Source organism: Methyloversatilis sp. NSM2 (assembly GCF_038066675.1).
Taxonomy (GTDB): domain Bacteria; phylum Pseudomonadota; class Gammaproteobacteria; order Burkholderiales; family Rhodocyclaceae; genus Methyloversatilis; species Methyloversatilis discipulorum_A.
In genome coordinates this window covers 70,376-85,197 of sequence record NZ_JBBUKV010000005.1, presented here as the reverse complement: position 1 = coordinate 85,197, position 14,822 = coordinate 70,376, and the positions used below count along the sequence as shown (strand labels likewise).

At 65.8% G+C, this 14,822-nt stretch carries 17 protein-coding genes; 12 read left to right on the top strand and 5 right to left on the bottom strand.

From position 1 onward, the window contains the following. Positions 1-5 precede the first annotated feature (5 nt). The 6 genes from WJU27_RS11165 (at position 6) to rplS (ending at position 5,048) form a co-directional block, all read left to right on the top strand. On the top strand, positions 6-1,061 hold the full coding sequence (locus WJU27_RS11165; RefSeq protein ID WP_341422161.1) for an ABC transporter substrate-binding protein: 1,056 nt from the start codon (positions 6-8) through the stop codon (positions 1,059-1,061). Beyond that, positions 1,058-2,983, top strand: coding sequence for a hybrid sensor histidine kinase/response regulator (locus tag WJU27_RS11160; protein WP_341422160.1), 1,926 nt, complete (start codon positions 1,058-1,060; stop codon positions 2,981-2,983). The genes WJU27_RS11165 and WJU27_RS11160 overlap by 4 nt, the downstream gene beginning before the upstream one ends. Positions 2,984-3,057: 74 nt before the next feature. Beyond that, positions 3,058-3,300: a 30S ribosomal protein S16 gene (gene rpsP, locus WJU27_RS11155; protein WP_019919404.1), complete on the top strand. Its 243-nt coding sequence runs from the start codon at positions 3,058-3,060 to the stop codon at positions 3,298-3,300. Between the two features lie 20 nt (positions 3,301-3,320). Further along, entirely contained in the window at positions 3,321-3,845 is a 525-nt protein-coding gene (gene rimM / locus WJU27_RS11150) for a ribosome maturation factor RimM (protein ID WP_341422159.1), read from the top strand. Continuing rightward, complete coding sequence (gene trmD / locus WJU27_RS11145) at positions 3,827-4,558, top strand: tRNA (guanosine(37)-N1)-methyltransferase TrmD (RefSeq protein WP_341422158.1); 732 nt, start codon at positions 3,827-3,829, stop codon at positions 4,556-4,558. The genes rimM and trmD overlap by 19 nt, the downstream gene beginning before the upstream one ends. 109 nt (positions 4,559-4,667) lie before the next feature. Continuing rightward, a complete protein-coding gene (gene rplS / locus WJU27_RS11140; RefSeq protein WP_341422157.1) occupies positions 4,668-5,048 on the top strand; it encodes a 50S ribosomal protein L19 in 381 nt (126 codons plus the stop codon). A 44-nt stretch (positions 5,049-5,092) separates the two neighbouring features. Here rplS and folE2 read toward each other — a convergent pair whose 3' ends face one another. From folE2 to WJU27_RS11120, 4 genes are all read right to left on the bottom strand, one after another. Then, positions 5,093-5,908 (bottom strand): GTP cyclohydrolase FolE2, encoded by an 816-nt coding sequence (folE2, locus tag WJU27_RS11135; RefSeq protein WP_341422156.1) that lies wholly within the window; start codon positions 5,906-5,908, stop codon positions 5,093-5,095. Positions 5,909-6,041: 133 nt separating this feature from the next. Next, positions 6,042-7,928 (bottom strand): 1-deoxy-D-xylulose-5-phosphate synthase, encoded by a 1,887-nt coding sequence (dxs, locus tag WJU27_RS11130; protein WP_296809454.1) that lies wholly within the window; start codon positions 7,926-7,928, stop codon positions 6,042-6,044. A 1-nt stretch (position 7,929) separates the two neighbouring features. Beyond that, positions 7,930-8,829, bottom strand: coding sequence for a polyprenyl synthetase family protein (locus WJU27_RS11125; protein ID WP_296809456.1), 900 nt, complete (start codon positions 8,827-8,829; stop codon positions 7,930-7,932). Further along, positions 8,822-9,070, bottom strand: a complete 249-nt coding sequence (locus WJU27_RS11120) for an exodeoxyribonuclease VII small subunit (RefSeq protein WP_341422155.1) — start codon at positions 9,068-9,070, stop codon at positions 8,822-8,824. The genes WJU27_RS11125 and WJU27_RS11120 overlap by 8 nt, the downstream gene beginning before the upstream one ends. Positions 9,071-9,260: 190 nt before the next feature. Between WJU27_RS11120 and WJU27_RS11115 the strand changes: the two genes are divergently transcribed. From WJU27_RS11115 to WJU27_RS11095, 5 genes are all read left to right on the top strand, one after another. Continuing rightward, positions 9,261-10,364: an aromatic ring-hydroxylating oxygenase subunit alpha gene (locus tag WJU27_RS11115; RefSeq protein WP_341422154.1), complete on the top strand. Its 1,104-nt coding sequence runs from the start codon at positions 9,261-9,263 to the stop codon at positions 10,362-10,364. A gap of 67 nt (positions 10,365-10,431) precedes the next feature. Continuing rightward, a complete protein-coding gene (locus WJU27_RS11110; RefSeq protein ID WP_341422153.1) occupies positions 10,432-11,280 on the top strand; it encodes a DMT family transporter in 849 nt (282 codons plus the stop codon). Between the two features lie 57 nt (positions 11,281-11,337). Then, complete coding sequence (locus tag WJU27_RS11105) at positions 11,338-11,688, top strand: STAS/SEC14 domain-containing protein (protein WP_304010994.1); 351 nt, start codon at positions 11,338-11,340, stop codon at positions 11,686-11,688. 3 nt (positions 11,689-11,691) lie between these two features. Further along, on the top strand, positions 11,692-12,525 hold the full coding sequence (locus tag WJU27_RS11100; RefSeq protein ID WP_341422152.1) for a sulfurtransferase: 834 nt from the start codon (positions 11,692-11,694) through the stop codon (positions 12,523-12,525). Further along, positions 12,492-12,791, top strand: coding sequence for a DUF3253 domain-containing protein (locus WJU27_RS11095; RefSeq protein WP_304010989.1), 300 nt, complete (start codon positions 12,492-12,494; stop codon positions 12,789-12,791). Before WJU27_RS11100 ends, WJU27_RS11095 begins: the two co-directional genes overlap by 34 nt. Here the strand turns inward: WJU27_RS11095 and WJU27_RS11090 are convergent. Further along, positions 12,758-13,684, bottom strand: coding sequence for a LysR family transcriptional regulator (locus WJU27_RS11090; RefSeq protein ID WP_341422151.1), 927 nt, complete (start codon positions 13,682-13,684; stop codon positions 12,758-12,760). The genes WJU27_RS11095 and WJU27_RS11090 overlap by 34 nt on opposite strands. A gap of 109 nt (positions 13,685-13,793) precedes the next feature. Between WJU27_RS11090 and WJU27_RS11085 the strand changes: the two genes are divergently transcribed. Further along, entirely contained in the window at positions 13,794-14,801 is a 1,008-nt protein-coding gene (locus tag WJU27_RS11085) for a zinc-binding alcohol dehydrogenase family protein (protein WP_341422150.1), read from the top strand. Positions 14,802-14,822 lie beyond the last annotated feature (21 nt).

Sequence of the window (14,822 nt, the reverse complement as noted above, 5' to 3'; positions counted from 1 at the left end):
GGCAGGTGCGCATCATCAGCCCTTCGGATGATGATGCGCCGGACGCCCTTGCTGCATACTCGTTGCGTCTTCCCTTCTCACCGGGCTTGCCCCGCGCGCGAGTGCTGGCTTCAATACACTCGTTCTCCGCAATGACACGCGTTGGCCGCATCGGCCTCGCCGTGCGCATGCTCTTGATGCTCTGTTCACTGCTGCTGTGCGGACTGGCGCAGGCGGCGTCCGTGCTCGTGCTGCTGAGCGAGCCGGGTGGGGCCTATGGCGAATTTGCCGAGGCGCTGAAGAACGAGCGCAGCGCCCGTGGCGGCTTCTCCTTGGCAGTGACGACGCGGAACGATTTCAATGCCGCCTCCCTGTCCGCCCACGACGCCGTGATCGCGGTCGGTGCCGGGGCCTTGCGCACTGTGGTGCAGGCGGACGTGCCCACGCCCGTGCTCAGCGTGCTGGTGCCGCAGAGCGCATTCGAGTCGATGCTGGCCGCGGGCAACACGCGCCGCTGGTCGGCCATACACATCGATCAGCCCTTCATCCGTCAGGTGGACCTGATACGTATTGCGCTGCCCGAGGTCCGACGGATCGGCGTGCTCTTCGATGCCGCCGACCCGGAGCGCCTGCAGCCCTTGAAGAATGCCGTTGCCGGTACCTCGATGCAGATTTCGAGCGGCAGTTTCACCGGCGAGTCATCGCTGTTCGCGGCGCTGTCGCAGGTACTCGACAACGCCGACGTCTTCCTGGCGTTGCCCGATCCGCAAGTGCATAACGCGGGAACCATACGCAATCTTCTGCTCACGTCATTTCGTGCGCGCGTGCCGGTGGTCGGCTTCTCGGCGGCGTATGCGCGTGCCGGGGCTGTCATGTCCCTTTATTCGACGCCGGAACAGATCGCCCGCCAGACGGCGGACGCGATCGCCTTCTGGATGCGCGAGCGCACCTGGCCGACGCCGCGCCATCCCCGACATTTCACCGTGTCGGTCAATGCGCACGTTGCGCGCTCGCTTGGCCTGCGCATCGAGGATGGCGACGCGCTGCGCGACAAACTGGTCCGCCAGGAGCGACTGCCATGAAACGCTGGGGCATTCGGCAACGCGTGCTGCTGGTCGCGCTGGCGCCAGTCGTCGTGTTCGGCATCGCGGCAGGCATCTGGATGGTGCTGCACCGGCTGGCCGAACTTGAGAACGGCCTGGTCGAGCGCGGGCGCGCGACTGCGCGACAAGTGGCGGCCACGGCGGACTACGGGGTGTTTTCCGGCAATACCGAGTCGCTGGTGTCGCTGATTGAAGCGGCGCGTCGCGAGCGCGACGTAAGCGGCATCATGGTTTCGAGTCGTGATGGCGACCTCGTGGTGTCCGGCGGTGAACTCAGTCCGGAAGCCTACGTGCCGGGCAGGCGCCCGGCGGGGCTCGCGCTGATCGAGCTCGAACATTCGTTGATGTTCGTCGAGCCGATACTGCGTAGTGCGGTACTCGACGACCCGGACGTATTCGACGGTCTGAGCGAGATGCCGGCCGATCGGCAGCCGGTGGGCTGGGTGCTGGTCGAGGTGTCTCGCCAGAGGGTCGATGCGATGAAGGGGGATTTCATCGTCACGACGGCCATCGTCGTGGCCGCTGCGCTGCTGGCGGCGAGTGCGTTCGCGATGCGCATCAGCCAGACGGTGACCGGACCGGTGCGCGAGGTGTCGCGCGCGGTGCGCCGCATCGGCGAGGGGGATCTTGCCGCGCGCGTGACGGTATTTGGCGGAGGTTCGCTGCGCGTGCTGGCCGAAGGCGTGAACGGCATGGCCGAGCGCTTGCTGCGTGCGCGCGACGAACTCGAGGCAAGGATCGCGGATGCCACCCGCCAGCTGCGCAGTCGCACCGACGAAGCGGAGCGCGCCAATCATGCGAAGTCGCGTTTCCTTGCCGCCGCGAGCCATGATCTGCGGCAGCCCATGCACGCGCTGGGACTGTTCGTGGCCGAACTGGCCGAGCGCCTGCGTGGATCGGAGCACCGTACCCTGATCCGGCAGATCGAGGAATCGGTCGGCGCCATGGAGGATCTGCTCGACGCACTGCTGGACATGTCCAAGCTCGACGCCGGTGGCGTGACGGTGCGCCGATCGGAGTTTCCGCTGCAGCCCATGCTTGCCCGCATCGTCGAGGACTTTGCCGCCGATGCGCTGCAACGCGGCTTGCGGCTGAAGCTTCGCGCGACCGACCTGTGGGTCGAGTCGGACCCCTTGTTGCTCGAACGCATCATGATCAACCTGCTGTCGAACGCGGTGCGCTACACGCAGCGCGGCGGCGTGCTGGTGGTCGTACGACGGCGCGGCGCCAGCGCGGTGATCGAGGTGCGCGACTCGGGGCCGGGTATTCCGCCCGAGGCGCACGACATGATTTTCGAGGAGTTCTATCAGTTGCAGAACCCGGCGCGGGCACGCGGGCAGGGCCTGGGCCTGGGTCTTGCCATCGTGCGCCGGCTGACCGGTCTGCTCGGGCACGACGTGGCCATCCGCTCGCGAGCGGGGCGCGGCTCGGTGTTCTCAATCGAAGTGCCGGTTGTTGCGGCGCCGGTCGGACGACATCAGACGGGCGAACCGGAACCGCTGCAGACGCCCCTGTCAGTGTTCGTCGTGGTGATCGATGACGACCCGGGGTCGCGCACCAGCATTGCCGGCCTGCTGGCATCCTGGGGGTGCGAAGTGCTCTGCTCGGCCAACCTCTCGGAAGCGCGCGACATGATGAGGCAGCGCGACAAGGTGCCGTCGCTCATCCTGTGCGACTTCCGCCTGGCTGCCGTGGCCAGCGGCATCGACGTGCTCGACGCACTGCTGGCCGAACAGAGCGGCGACATCGCGGCCGCGCTGGTGACCGGCGACACCGATCCGCAGGTTCGCCGCATGGCCGCCGCGCGTGGCTATCCGGTGCTGCACAAGCCGGTACGTCCGGCCCGCCTGCGTGCGCTGGTGCAGCAGGTCGTGCTCAGGCAGCAGAACCCTGTCGGCTGAGTAGCGGGCGGTCCTTGCGGTAACTCCGGTACTTCGCTAACATCGCGGGTTTTCCTCGTTTCGAAGGAATCGTAATGGTCGTTATTCGCCTCGCGCGTGGGGGTGCCAAGAAGCGCCCGTTCTTCAACATCATCGCCACCGACTCGCGCAATCGTCGCGATGGTCGTTTCATCGAGCGCGTCGGTTACTACAACCCGGTCGCTCCTGAAGGCACCACCAGCCTGTCGGTCAACGCCGAACGCCTGGCCTACTGGCAGAGCGTCGGCGCCCAGCTGAGCCCGACGGTTGCCCGTCTGGTCAAGCAGCAGGCAGCCTGATCAAGCACGTTTCCGAAGCAATGGTCGTACTGGGGCGCATTGCCGCTCCGTTCGGCGTGCAGGGCTGGTTGCATCTGCAGGCCTTCGGCGACGATCCGCAGTCCTGGAAGGTGATCGAGCATTGGCTGGTCAGTGCCGATGCGGATGCCGCGCCTGAACGCTGGCGCGAGCTCAAGCTGGATGGCTTCAAGCTGCAGGCCAAGGGGCCCATCGTCCGCTTCGAGGGCTGCGACGACCGGACCGCGGCGGAAAAGCTGGTCGGCCTGTACGTTGCCGCCCAGCGCCACGATCTGCCGGATACGGAAGATGACGAGTACTACTGGGGCGATCTGATCGGCCTCGACGTCGTCAATCTGTCTGGCGAGCGGCTCGGCCGTGTAGACCGGCTGCTGGAAACCGGTGCGAACGATGTGCTGGTCGTGGTCGATGACACGGCCGGGGCAGAGAAGCCGGTAGAGCGTCTCATCCCCTTCGTTTCGGCGGTGGTGAAGGACGTGGACCGAGAAGCGGCGGTCGTGCGCGTCGAATGGGACGCGCAGTGGTAAGCAGTGCGCAAGCGGGGCAGCCGGTCACCTTCGAGGTGATTTCGCTGTTCCCGGAAATGTTTTCAGCCATCGAACGCAGCGGCATCACGCGGCGGGCGATGGAAAGATCGTTGTGGCAGGTCCGGCATACCAATCCGCGCGATTTCGCGACGGACGCGCACCGCACCGTTGACGACCGACCTTACGGCGGTGGCCCGGGCATGGTGATGCTGGCCGAACCGTTGGCGCAGGCGATCGCAAGTTGCAAGGCGCGCCATACGGCAGCGGTCAAGGTCGTGCATTTCTCGCCGGCCGGTGAGCGCCTGACGCACCGGCGGGTGATGGATCTGGCAGCGGAGCCGGCCTTGATACTGCTCTGCGGTCGGTACGAGGGCATGGATCAGCGGCTGATCGACCGCGATGTCGATCTGGAGCTGTCCTTGGGCGACTTCGTGTTGTCCGGTGGCGAACTGCCGGCGATGGCGCTGATGGATGCGATCATCCGTCAGTTGCCGGGCGCGCTGAACGATGCGGCGTCCGCAGTCGAGGATTCCTTCGTCGGCGGGCTGCTCGATTGCCCGCACTACACCCGCCCCGAAGTCTGGGACGGCAGGCCGGTGCCCGAGATGTTGCTGTCCGGCGACCACGCGCGGATACGCAAATGGCGCGCCGAGCAGGCGCTGGAACTTACGCGCAGGCGTCGTCCGGATCTGCTGGCGCAGGAAGAGAAGTAGTTTTTTGCAGTACGCGGACGGCAGTCGTCTTGCCGTTCCCTCAACAAACGCACGCATCACGGCAAACGTGCTCTGCGGCAAGGCAATGCCATAGACCAGGAGTCAAGACATGAATCTGATCCAGCAACTCGAGCAGGAAGAAATTGCCCGCCTGGGCAAGAACATCCCCGAATTCGCGCCGGGCGACACCGTCATCGTTAACGTGAACGTGGTCGAAGGCGACCGCAAGCGTGTCCAGGCCTACGAAGGCGTCGTGATCGCCAAGCGTAACCGTGGCCTGAACTCGAACTTCATCGTCCGCAAGATTTCCAGCGGCGAAGGTGTCGAGCGTACCTTCCAGACCTACTCGCCGCTGATCGCGTCGATCGAGGTGAAGCGCCGTGGCGACGTGCGTCGCGCCAAGCTGTACTACCTGCGTGAGCGTTCGGGCAAGTCGGCGCGCATCAAGGAAAAGCTGGCCAAGCGCAGCGCACCGAAGACCGCAGCCTGAGATCTGGCTGGCGGCAATAAAAAAGGGACCGCGAGGTCCCTTTTTTATTGTGTGCGCGTCTGGCGTTTGTCGGCACTCACCTGTGCCCAGGCGGAGTGATTGTGGATGGACTCGAAGTTCTCCACTTCCAGCGTGTAGGCGCGCACCCGTTGCTCGGTGTTCAGCCGGGCGGCGATGTCGCGCACCATGTCTTCGACGAATTTCGGATTCTCGTAGGCGCGCTCGGTCACGTACTTCTCGTCCGGACGCTTGAGCAGGCCGTACAGATCACAGGAGGCCTCCTGCTCGACGATGTCGATCAGGTCCTCGACCATCAGATTGCCTTCAATGACGGCTTCGATCGTCACGTGTGAGCGTTGGTTGTGCGCGCCATACTGCGAAATTCTCTTCGAACAGGGACACAGGCTGGTGACCGGTACCAGCACGCGCAGCGTGAATGCGTAGCCGCCGTCAGACTCGACACGGGCGGTGAAGCCCACCTCATAGTCGAGGACGCTCTGTACGCCCGACACCGGCGCCGATTTCCGGCGGAAATAGGGGAAGCGCAGCGATATTTCGCCGCTGTCGGCTTCCAGACGGTTGAGCATGCCACGGACCAGGGGCTCGAATGCCGGGGGGGCGAGAGGGGTGTCCAGGCCATTCAGCAGTTCGACGAAACGCGACATGTGCGTGCCCTTCAGATGGGCAGGCAGGCTGACGAAGAGGCCGCAATCGGCCACGGTGCCCTGTACCCAGCCGTCGCGACCACGCACGCTGATGGGGTGACGGATGCCGCGTATGCCGACTTTCTCGATCGGCAGTTCGCGCGGATCCAGCGTGTTCTGGACGTCGGGAATAGCGTGCGGATCGCGAGCATTCATGCTGAACCCCTGGTTTCTCTACATGATCATTTGTTGCATGTAGATTAACATCGGGTTCTGATCCACTCAAGCTGCGATGCACGAAAAAAAAGCCCGGCAGTGCCGGGCTTTCGTCTTTCGTGAAGCCGAGAGTTCAGCGCGGGAGCGCCTGCAGTGCCGCGGTCAGCTGGGCGCGCACGCCGGCCGCGTCAAGCCCGACTTCCGCGTAAAGCAGGGCCGGATCCCCGTGATCGACGAAGCGATCAGGCAAGCCGATGCGCAGCACGCGACAGGACAGGCCAGCGTTGTGAATAACCCGCTCGACCTCCGCGCCGGCGCCACCGATCAGCGCGTTTTCCTCCAGCGTGACGATGAGCCGGTGCTTCTGCGCGAGCTGGATCACCAGTGCTTCGTCCAGTGGCTTGGCAAAGCGCATATTGGCGACACTGGCGTCGAACTCGTCGGCAACCGCAAGCGCAGGCGTCAGCATGGCTCCGAAAGCGAGCAGGGCGGCATCACCCTGACCGGCACGCCGAAGTTCGCCGCGACCGATAGGCAGCGCGGTCATCGTGTCCTGCGGCAACACGCCGGGGCCGCTGCCACGCGGGTAGCGCACTGCAGTGGGCCCCTTGTGCATGTATGCGGTGTAGAGCATCTGCCGGCATTCGTTCTCGTCACTCGGCGTCATCACGACGAGATTGGGCAGACAGAGCAGATAGGACAGGTCGAAGGCGCCGTGATGGGTGGCGCCGTCGGCACCGACCAGGCCGGCGCGGTCCAGCGCCATCATGACCGGCAGGTTCTGCAGGCAGATGTCGTGGATGAGCTGGTCGTAGGCGCGCTGCAGGAAGGTTGAGTAGATCGCGACCACCGGCTTGATGCCTTCGCAGGCAAGTCCGGCGGCAAAGGTGAGCGCGTGCTGCTCGGCGATGCCCACGTCGAAATAGCGCTGCGGGTACTCGGCAGCGTAGCGCACCATGCCCGAGCCTTCGCGCATTGCCGGCGTGATCGCCATCAGCTTGTCGCAGCGGGCGGCCATGTCGCACAGCCAGTCGCCGAACACCTGGGTGTAGGTCGGCTTGCCGCCACCTTTGCCGGTCTGGATGCCAGCATGGTGATCGAACTTGCCGACGCCGTGATAGAGGATGGGGTCGGCCTCGGCGAGCTTGTAGCCGTATCCCTTCTTCGTGATCACGTGCAGGAACTTCGGGCCCGGCAGTTCGCGCAGGTTCTCCAGCGTCGGGATCAGCGCGTCGAGGTCGTGGCCGTCGATCGGGCCGTAGTAATGGAAGCCGAATTCCTCGAACAGCGTGCCCGGCGTGATCATGCCCTTCACGTGTTCTTCCGCGCGCTTGGCGAACTCGCGCAGCGACGGCGCGATCTCGAGCACCTTGGCGCCGGCGCGACGGGCGGCGTTGTAGGTGTGGCCGGACAGCAGGCGGGTGAGGTACTTGTTCAGTGCGCCGACGGGCGGCGAGATCGACATGTCATTGTCGTTGAGGATGACCAGCAGGTCGGCGTCCTCGACGCCTGCGTTGTTCAGCGCCTCGAACGCCATGCCGGCAGTCATCGCGCCGTCACCGATCACCGCGATACTGTGCCGCTTCTGCCCCAGGGCGCGGGCGGCGATGGCCATGCCCAGTGCTGCCGAGATCGAGGTGGACGAGTGGGCCGTGCCAAAGGTGTCGTAGGTGCTCTCGCAGCGGCGCGGAAAGCCGCTGACGCCCTTGTACTGGCGCAGCGTCGCCATGCCTTCGCGGCGACCTGTGAGTATCTTGTGCGCGTAGGTCTGGTGACCGACGTCCCAGACGATGCGGTCATCCGGTGTGTTGTAGACGTGATGCAGCGCCACGGTCAGTTCGACCGTGCCGAGATTGGACGACAGGTGACCACCGGTGCGCGACACCGATTCGACCAGAAAGGCGCGCAGTTCGGTGGCGAGCTGGGAAAGCCGTCGGCTGTCGAGTTTGCGGACGTCGGCCGGCGAATCGATCGTTTCCAGCAGCGGGTAGGCGCTCATCGTGTGCAGGGATCTGTCCATATCAGTGTTTCCTCGTCAGCACGAAATCCGCCAGTTCGCGCAGGCGACGCGCCTCGTCCCCGAAGGACGAAAGGCTGTCGATCGCTTCGGCGTGCAGCTCGCGAGCGCGCTCACGCGCGCGCGCAAGTCCCAGCGTGCTGACGTAGGTCGGCTTGTTCGCAGCGGCGTCCTTGCCGGCGGTCTTGCCGAGTGCCTCGGTACTGGCTTCGCAGTCGAGCACGTCGTCGACCACCTGGAAAAGAAGGCCGACAGTACCTGCATAGTGGTCCAGTCGCGCCTGTGCGTCTACGTCCAGTTGTCCGCAGGCGGCTCCAAGGCGCACCGCGCAGCGGATCAGGGCACCGGTCTTGTGGATGTGCATGAACTCGAGTTCGGCCACGCCGAGCGCGATGCCGACCGACGCAAGGTCAATTGCCTGACCGCCAGCCATGCCGCGAGAGCCCGACGCGATAGCGAGTTGGCTGACCATCCTGACGCGGATATCGGCCGGGACGTCGCAGTGTTCGGACAGCAGCAGGAAAGCAAGTGACTGCAGGCTGTCGCCCACCAGCAGCGCGGTAGCGTCGTCGTACTGCACGTGCACGGTAGGTTTGCCGCGGCGCAGCACGTCGTCGTCCATGCAGGGCATGTCGTCGTGCACCAGCGAATAGGCGTGTATCAGTTCGACCGCACAGGCGGCGGCATCGAGTGCCGGACTCGAGGCCCCCGACAGCGCACCGGCGGCGTGACAGAGCAGCGGACGCACGCGCTTGCCGCCGCCGAGCACCGCGTAGCGCATCGCATCGTGCAGTCGTGAGGGCGCCACCGCCGCGGCGGGCAGGAAGCGGTCGAGTGCGGTTTCGGTGCGCGTCTGGACGGCAGCGACCCAGTCGGCGAAGGATGATGGTACGGGCTCAGTCATGATCGCCATCGCCAACCGGCAGGTCGCGCAGCAGGCCGTCCTCCAGCATCTGCACCTTCTGTTCGGCCGCGCTGAGCGCGGTCTGACATTGGCGCACCAGTTCGACGCCGCGCTGATAGCGTTCGAGCGCACCGTCCAGCGGCAGCTTGCCGTCCTCCATCGCACGCACGATGGCTTCGAGTTCTTCGATCGCCTGCTCGAAGCTGGCGGGTGCGGAAGCCGCTTCTGCTTTTCTGGTCATGCTGATTGGGGCGTCGGGCAAACTCTGAAAAATAGCTGATCCACATCAGCCGGTCAAACGCGCAAGTGGTTATACTGCCCGGCTTTGTCACGCGTTTGCGTGCATCGTCCGCGGTCGCACGAAATCTTGCGACGCGGGGTCCGCGATGGCAGGCACGCGGTTTTCCAACTTTGACTTCGGGGGTTGGGGAATGTCCGATATACAGTCCATTACCCGTCTTGAACCGGCGCAATCGCAGTTTCCGGTTTCCTGGTACTTCGATCAGCCGCTGTTCGAGCTCGAAAAGCGCGTGCTTTTCGATAACGGGCCGGGCTATGTAGGTCACGAGCTGATGGTGCCGAACGTCGGCGACTATCAGACCCTGGGCTGGGCCGATGATGCGCTGATGCTGGTGCGCAACGAGGCCGGCATCGAACTGCTGTCCAATGTGTGCCGGCATCGCCAGGCGCTGATGATGAAGGGGCGCGGAAATACGCCCAACATCGTCTGTCCGGTGCATCGCTGGACCTACGACACGCGCGGTGAGCTGCTCGGGGCCCCGCACTTCCCGAACACGCCCTGCCTGAACCTGAAGCGCGAGCCGCTGCAGAACTGGAAGGGACTGCTGTTCTCCGGAAAGCGCGACATCGCCGCCGATCTGGCCGGCATGGAGGTCGCTCCTGCGCTCGACTTCTCGGGCTACATGCTCGACCACGTCGAGATGCACCAGTGCAACTACAACTGGAAAACCTTCATAGAGGTCTATCTCGAGGACTACCACGTCGAGCCCTTCCACCCGGGGCTGGGCAAGTTCGTCACCTGCGAGGACCTGAGCTGGCAGTTCGCGCGCGACTATTCGGTGCAGCGCGTCGGCGTGAACAACCGTCTGGCGCGTCCCGGCACGCCGGCCTACGAGCGCTGGCACCGCGCGGTGCTCGACTTCTACCGTGGTGAAGTGCCGCCGCACGGTGCGATCTGGCTGACCTACTACCCGAACATCATGGTCGAGTGGTATCCGCACGTGCTCGTCGTGAGCACCCTGTATCCGCAGTCGGTCGATCGCACGATGAATGTGGTCGAGTTCTACTACCCGGAAGAGATCGTGCTGTTCGAGCGCGAATTCATCGAGGCCGAGCGTGCCGCCTACATGGAGACTGCTCGCGAGGACGACGAGATCGGCGAACGGATGGATGCCGGCCGGCGCGCGCTGATGAAGCAGGGGCGTTCCGAAGTCGGTCCCTACCAGTCGCCGATGGAAGACGGCATGCAGCACTTCCACGAGTGGTACCGGCGCGAAATGGTGGACTATCTGTGAGCGGGGTGCCGCATCGCAGTCGGAACGGGGCACTTCGGTGCCCCGTTTTCTTGCCGCGGCGGCACGCATGAAGTCGCTTTGGATGGTCGCCGCCAGTCTGCTGTTCGCGTCCATGGGCGTGTGCGTGAAGCTGGCCAGCGAGGCGCTGCCCGCTTCCGAGATCGCTTTCTACCGTGCCTTCATTTCCTTGCTGCTGATCGCATCTGTCATGCGCCTGCGCGGCGCGTCGTTCGCTACGCCGCACGCGGCGATGCATCTGAAACGCGGCGTGTCAGGGGCCATTTCGCTCATTCTCTATTTCCAGGCGATCGCGCTGCTGCCCTTGCCCACGGCCGTGACCCTGAACTACACCTCGCCGCTGTTCATGGCGGCCTGGCTGGGCTTCACTGTCAGTGGGGAGTTGTCGAAACCGGTCGCGCTGGCGCTCGCGACCGGCTTTGCCGGCGTCGTTCTGGTTCTGCAGCCGACGCTCGGCAGCGAGCAGTGGGTCGGCGGGCTGTGCGGGCTCGCTTCCGGGCTGATCGCGACCATGGCCTATCTGAGCGTGCGCGATCTCGGGCGGCTCGGTGAGCCGGAATGGCGCACCGTTCTGTACTTCTCGCTCTGCTCCTCGGTGTTCGGCGCCGTGTGGGCGCTGATCGACGGCGGCTTCCACCTGCCGGATGCCCGCACCTGGGCGCTGCTGTTTGGCGTCGGCGTGTTCGGCGCCGCCGCCCAGCTGTGCATGACTGCGGCGTACAAGGGAGGGCGTACGCTGGTGTCGGCCAGTCTGGCCTACACCACGGTGGCCTTCTCGACGCTCTACGGCGTGCTGCTGTGGAACGATGTGCCGTCCGCCGCGGTCTGGGCGGGCATGGTGCTGATTGTCGCAAGCGGCGTGCTGGCAATGCTCAATCCGCCGCCGGCGAAGCTATAGTCGAAGTGCGGGGCGCGCCCCCGCCTCGGTGTCGGCAGACCTCTGGAGGTAAGAAAAATGATCACGAGCGAATACAGCGGCAATCTGGTGACGGTGGCGGCCTTCGGCGAATTCACGCTGGCCGACTATCGGGAGTTCGAGGACCTGGTCAATTACAGGATCAAGTTCGAAGGCGTCGTGAACCTGCTGATCGACCTGCGGCAGATGACCGACTTCACGCTCGACATGGCGCTCGAGGAACTGCGTTTCGCGCGCGCGCACAGCCACGATTTCGGACGTGTCGCGGTGATCGCCGGCACGCCGTGGGTGGCGTGGACGGCGTGGCTGTCGCAGGTATTCGTCGATGCCGACGTGACCGTTTTCGACGACGAGGCGGCGGCGCGCGACTGGCTTGCGGAGACCGTCTGAACGATGAGTGTGCTCATTTCCGCGGCCGAGCTGGCCGCCGTGGCGGGTGACGCCCGACTGGTCATCGTCGATTGCCGCCACGATCTGGCACAGCCGGAGGCCGGCGAGGCGGCCTGGCGCGAGGCACACATTCCGGGCGCGTTGTTCATGCATCTGGATCGCGACCTGTCGGCGAAGAAGACCGGCCGCAACGGTCGTCATCCGCTGCCGTCACCGCAGGACTTCGTCGCGCTGCTCGGTGCCCGCGGCATTTCGCCGGCACACCGCGTAGTGGCTTATGACGACGCCGGCGGCATGTTCGCCGCCCGGCTGTGGTGGATGCTGCGCTGGGTCGGTCACCGCGATGCTGCGGTGCTCGATGGCGGTCTGAGTGCGTGGAAGGCCGGTGGCGGCGTGCTCGACGCGACGGTGCGCAATCTGCCGCCCACCGACTACCCGCTCGGTGTCGTCGAACCGACGCTGGACGCCGATGCGGTGCTCGCCAGTCTCGAGGGCGGCGGGCGCCTGCTGGTCGACGCCCGCGCGCCCGACCGCTTCCGCGGCGAGAACGAGACGCTGGACCCGGTCGGCGGCCATATTCCGGGCGCGGTCAATCGCTTCTTCAAGCTCAATATCGGCGATGACGGTCGCTTCAAGCCGGCGGACGTGCTGCGCGCCGAGTGGCGGGAGGTGATCGGCGGGCGCGACCCGGCGTCGCTGGTGATGCAGTGCGGCAGCGGCGTCACCGCCTGCCACAACCTGCTGGCACTCGAAGTGGCCGGGCTTTCCGGTGCGCAGCTCTACCCCGGCTCGTGGAGCGAGTGGTGCAGCGACCCGGCGCGGCCGATGACGCGCTGAGCGACGAGCGCGTCGCGGAAGCGCTGCTCGCACTGGTTGCCCGGCGTGCGCCCGGGTACTCGATCTGTCCGTCCGAAGTCGCGCGCGCACTGTCGCCCGACGACTGGCGCCCGTTGATGCCGAAGGTGCGCGACGTCGCACGCCGGCTGGCGGGTGAAGGTCGCGTCCTGGTCACGCAGCGGGGTGAAGTGCGCGACGCGGACACGGAGTGGCGCGGGCCGATACGCATCGCTCAGCCGCGGAAAAGCGCGTCGGGCTCGATCTGAGCGAACTGTTCGCCGAGATGGTCGAGCAGGCGTCTGACCCGCAACGGCATGTGCCGGCCAGTGGGCAGCATTGCGTGCAGCGGGAAGTCCTCGCCGCGCCAGTCGGTCAGCAGTTCGACCAGCCGACCGGCGTGCAGGTCGTCCACCACGTCCAGCCGTGCCTTGGTGGCGATGCCCAGACCCTGCAGCACCCACTGGCGCACCAGCGCACCGTCGTAGGCGAGCCGATTGCCCTGCACGCGCACGGTCGTATCGACGCCACCGCGCTCGAAGCGCCAGGCCAGATGCGGGCGTCCGCTGCGATAGAGCGCGATGCAGTTGTGCCGCGCCAGATCGGAGGGTTGCTGCGGCGCGCCGTGCCGAGCGATGTAATCGGGTGAGGCCACCACCACTCGTCGCGTCACATGCAGCCGGCGAGCCACCAGTGACGAGTCCGGCAGTTCGCCGTAACGCACCGCCAGATCGACCCGCTCGCGTACCAGATCCTGCAGCGTGTCCGACACATAGAGTGCCAGCCGCACGCCCGGGTGCTGTTCGATGAAGCTGTCCAGCATGGCCGACAGCGCGCCGCGGCCGAGGTCCGACGGTGCGGCGAGATGGATGTCGCCGGACAGCGTTTCGCGGCCTGCGCCGAGCAGTGCGCGCGCGTCGTCGATGTCGCCCAGTGCGCGCCGGGCGTGGTCGCGCAGCATTTCGCCCTCGGCGGTCAGCCGCATCGATCGGGTCGAGCGCTCGACCAGCCGTGCGCCGAAGGCCGATTCGAGCCGCTTCAGCGCTGCGCTGGCAGCGGCCGGTGTCAGCTGCAACTGCCGTGCGGCGGCGCTGAGCGAGCCGGCGTCGGCGATGCGTACGAACAGTTCGAGCTGGGAAAGCGTCAGATCACGCGGATTCATGGCGGCTCGATTTTCAAGAATCGTTTGAATATGTATTGAGTGCGGGCTGGATTATCAATCGATCTGCCAGTCTGTAGCATGCCTCGACAAACTGGACAGGAGTTGCAGCATGAAAGCCGTTGCATTCAGAGAAAATCTGCCGGTCGAGCGTGAGGACTGCCTGATGGATGTCGAGCTCGCCCGGCCCGACGCCCGCGGCCGCGATCTGCTCGTGCGCATCGAGGCGGTGGCGGTCAATCCGGTCGACACGAAGGTGCGCCGTTTCCATGCGCCGCCGGCCGACGGTGGCTGGCGGGTGCCGGGCTGGGACGCCGCCGGTGTGGTCGAGGCGGTGGGCGAGCAGGTGACGCGCTTCCGCCCGGGGGACCGCGTCTGGTACGCCGGTGACCTGACCCGACAGGGCAGCAACGCCCAGTTCCAGGCGGTGGATGAACGCCTGGTCGGCCGCATGCCGTCCTCGCTCAGTTTTGCCGAGGCGGCCGCACTGCCGCTGACCGCGATCACCGCGTGGGAACTGCTGTTCGACCGGCTGCAACTGCGTGACGCCGAAGGCCGGTTGCTCATCGTCGGCGCTGCCGGTGGTGTCGGCTCGATCATGATCCAGCTCGCCCGGGCGCTGACCCGCACGACGGTGATCGCCACGGCGTCGCGCAGCGAGACCGCCGACTGGGTGACGCAGCTCGGTGCGCACCACGTGATCGATCACCGCCGTCCGCTCGCCGAAGCGCTGCGCGACGCCGGCATCGCTTCGGTCACGCACGCGGCCAGCCTGACCCACACCGATCACCACTACCCGCAGATCGTCGAGGCGCTGGCGCCGCAGGGCCGTCTGGGCCTGATCGACGACCCGGCGCATCCGCTCGACGTGCTTGCGCTGAAGCGCAAGAGCCTGTCGCTGCACTGGGAACTGATGTTCACCCGTTCGCTCTACCAGACCGACGACATGGCCGAGCAGGGCCGTCTGCTCGACGAAGTGGCCGACATGATCGATGCCGGCCGGCTGCGCAGCACGCTGGGCGAGCATTTCGGCGTCATCAATGCCGCCAATCTGCGCCGCGCGCACGCACTGCTGGAAAGCGGCCGTGCGCGCGGAAAGATCGTGCTGCAGGGTTTCTGAACCTGTTTCCTTCCGGGGCGC

What these genes read in the sequence shown, in the direction of transcription:
- WJU27_RS11100 (WP_341422152.1), top strand. Translation starts at nt 11,692, where the DNA reads ATGAGTGTGCTCATTTCCGCGGCCGAGCTGGCCGCCGTGGCGGGTGAC.
- dxs (WP_296809454.1), bottom strand. Translation starts at nt 7,928, where the DNA reads ATGGACAGATCCCTGCACACGATGAGCGCCTACCCGCTGCTGGAAACG.
- WJU27_RS11160 (WP_341422160.1), top strand. Translation starts at nt 1,058, where the DNA reads ATGAAACGCTGGGGCATTCGGCAACGCGTGCTGCTGGTCGCGCTGGCG.
- WJU27_RS11125 (WP_296809456.1), bottom strand. Translation starts at nt 8,829, where the DNA reads ATGACTGAGCCCGTACCATCATCCTTCGCCGACTGGGTCGCTGCCGTC.
- rimM (WP_341422159.1), top strand. Translation starts at nt 3,321, where the DNA reads ATGGTCGTACTGGGGCGCATTGCCGCTCCGTTCGGCGTGCAGGGCTGG.
- rplS (WP_341422157.1), top strand. Translation starts at nt 4,668, where the DNA reads ATGAATCTGATCCAGCAACTCGAGCAGGAAGAAATTGCCCGCCTGGGC.
- WJU27_RS11120 (WP_341422155.1), bottom strand. Translation starts at nt 9,070, where the DNA reads ATGACCAGAAAAGCAGAAGCGGCTTCCGCACCCGCCAGCTTCGAGCAG.
- WJU27_RS11110 (WP_341422153.1), top strand. Translation starts at nt 10,432, where the DNA reads ATGAAGTCGCTTTGGATGGTCGCCGCCAGTCTGCTGTTCGCGTCCATG.
- WJU27_RS11090 (WP_341422151.1), bottom strand. Translation starts at nt 13,684, where the DNA reads ATGAATCCGCGTGATCTGACGCTTTCCCAGCTCGAACTGTTCGTACGC.
- trmD (WP_341422158.1), top strand. Translation starts at nt 3,827, where the DNA reads ATGGGACGCGCAGTGGTAAGCAGTGCGCAAGCGGGGCAGCCGGTCACC.
- WJU27_RS11085 (WP_341422150.1), top strand. Translation starts at nt 13,794, where the DNA reads ATGAAAGCCGTTGCATTCAGAGAAAATCTGCCGGTCGAGCGTGAGGAC.
- folE2 (WP_341422156.1), bottom strand. Translation starts at nt 5,908, where the DNA reads ATGAATGCTCGCGATCCGCACGCTATTCCCGACGTCCAGAACACGCTG.
- WJU27_RS11115 (WP_341422154.1), top strand. Translation starts at nt 9,261, where the DNA reads ATGTCCGATATACAGTCCATTACCCGTCTTGAACCGGCGCAATCGCAG.
- WJU27_RS11105 (WP_304010994.1), top strand. Translation starts at nt 11,338, where the DNA reads ATGATCACGAGCGAATACAGCGGCAATCTGGTGACGGTGGCGGCCTTC.
- rpsP (WP_019919404.1), top strand. Translation starts at nt 3,058, where the DNA reads ATGGTCGTTATTCGCCTCGCGCGTGGGGGTGCCAAGAAGCGCCCGTTC.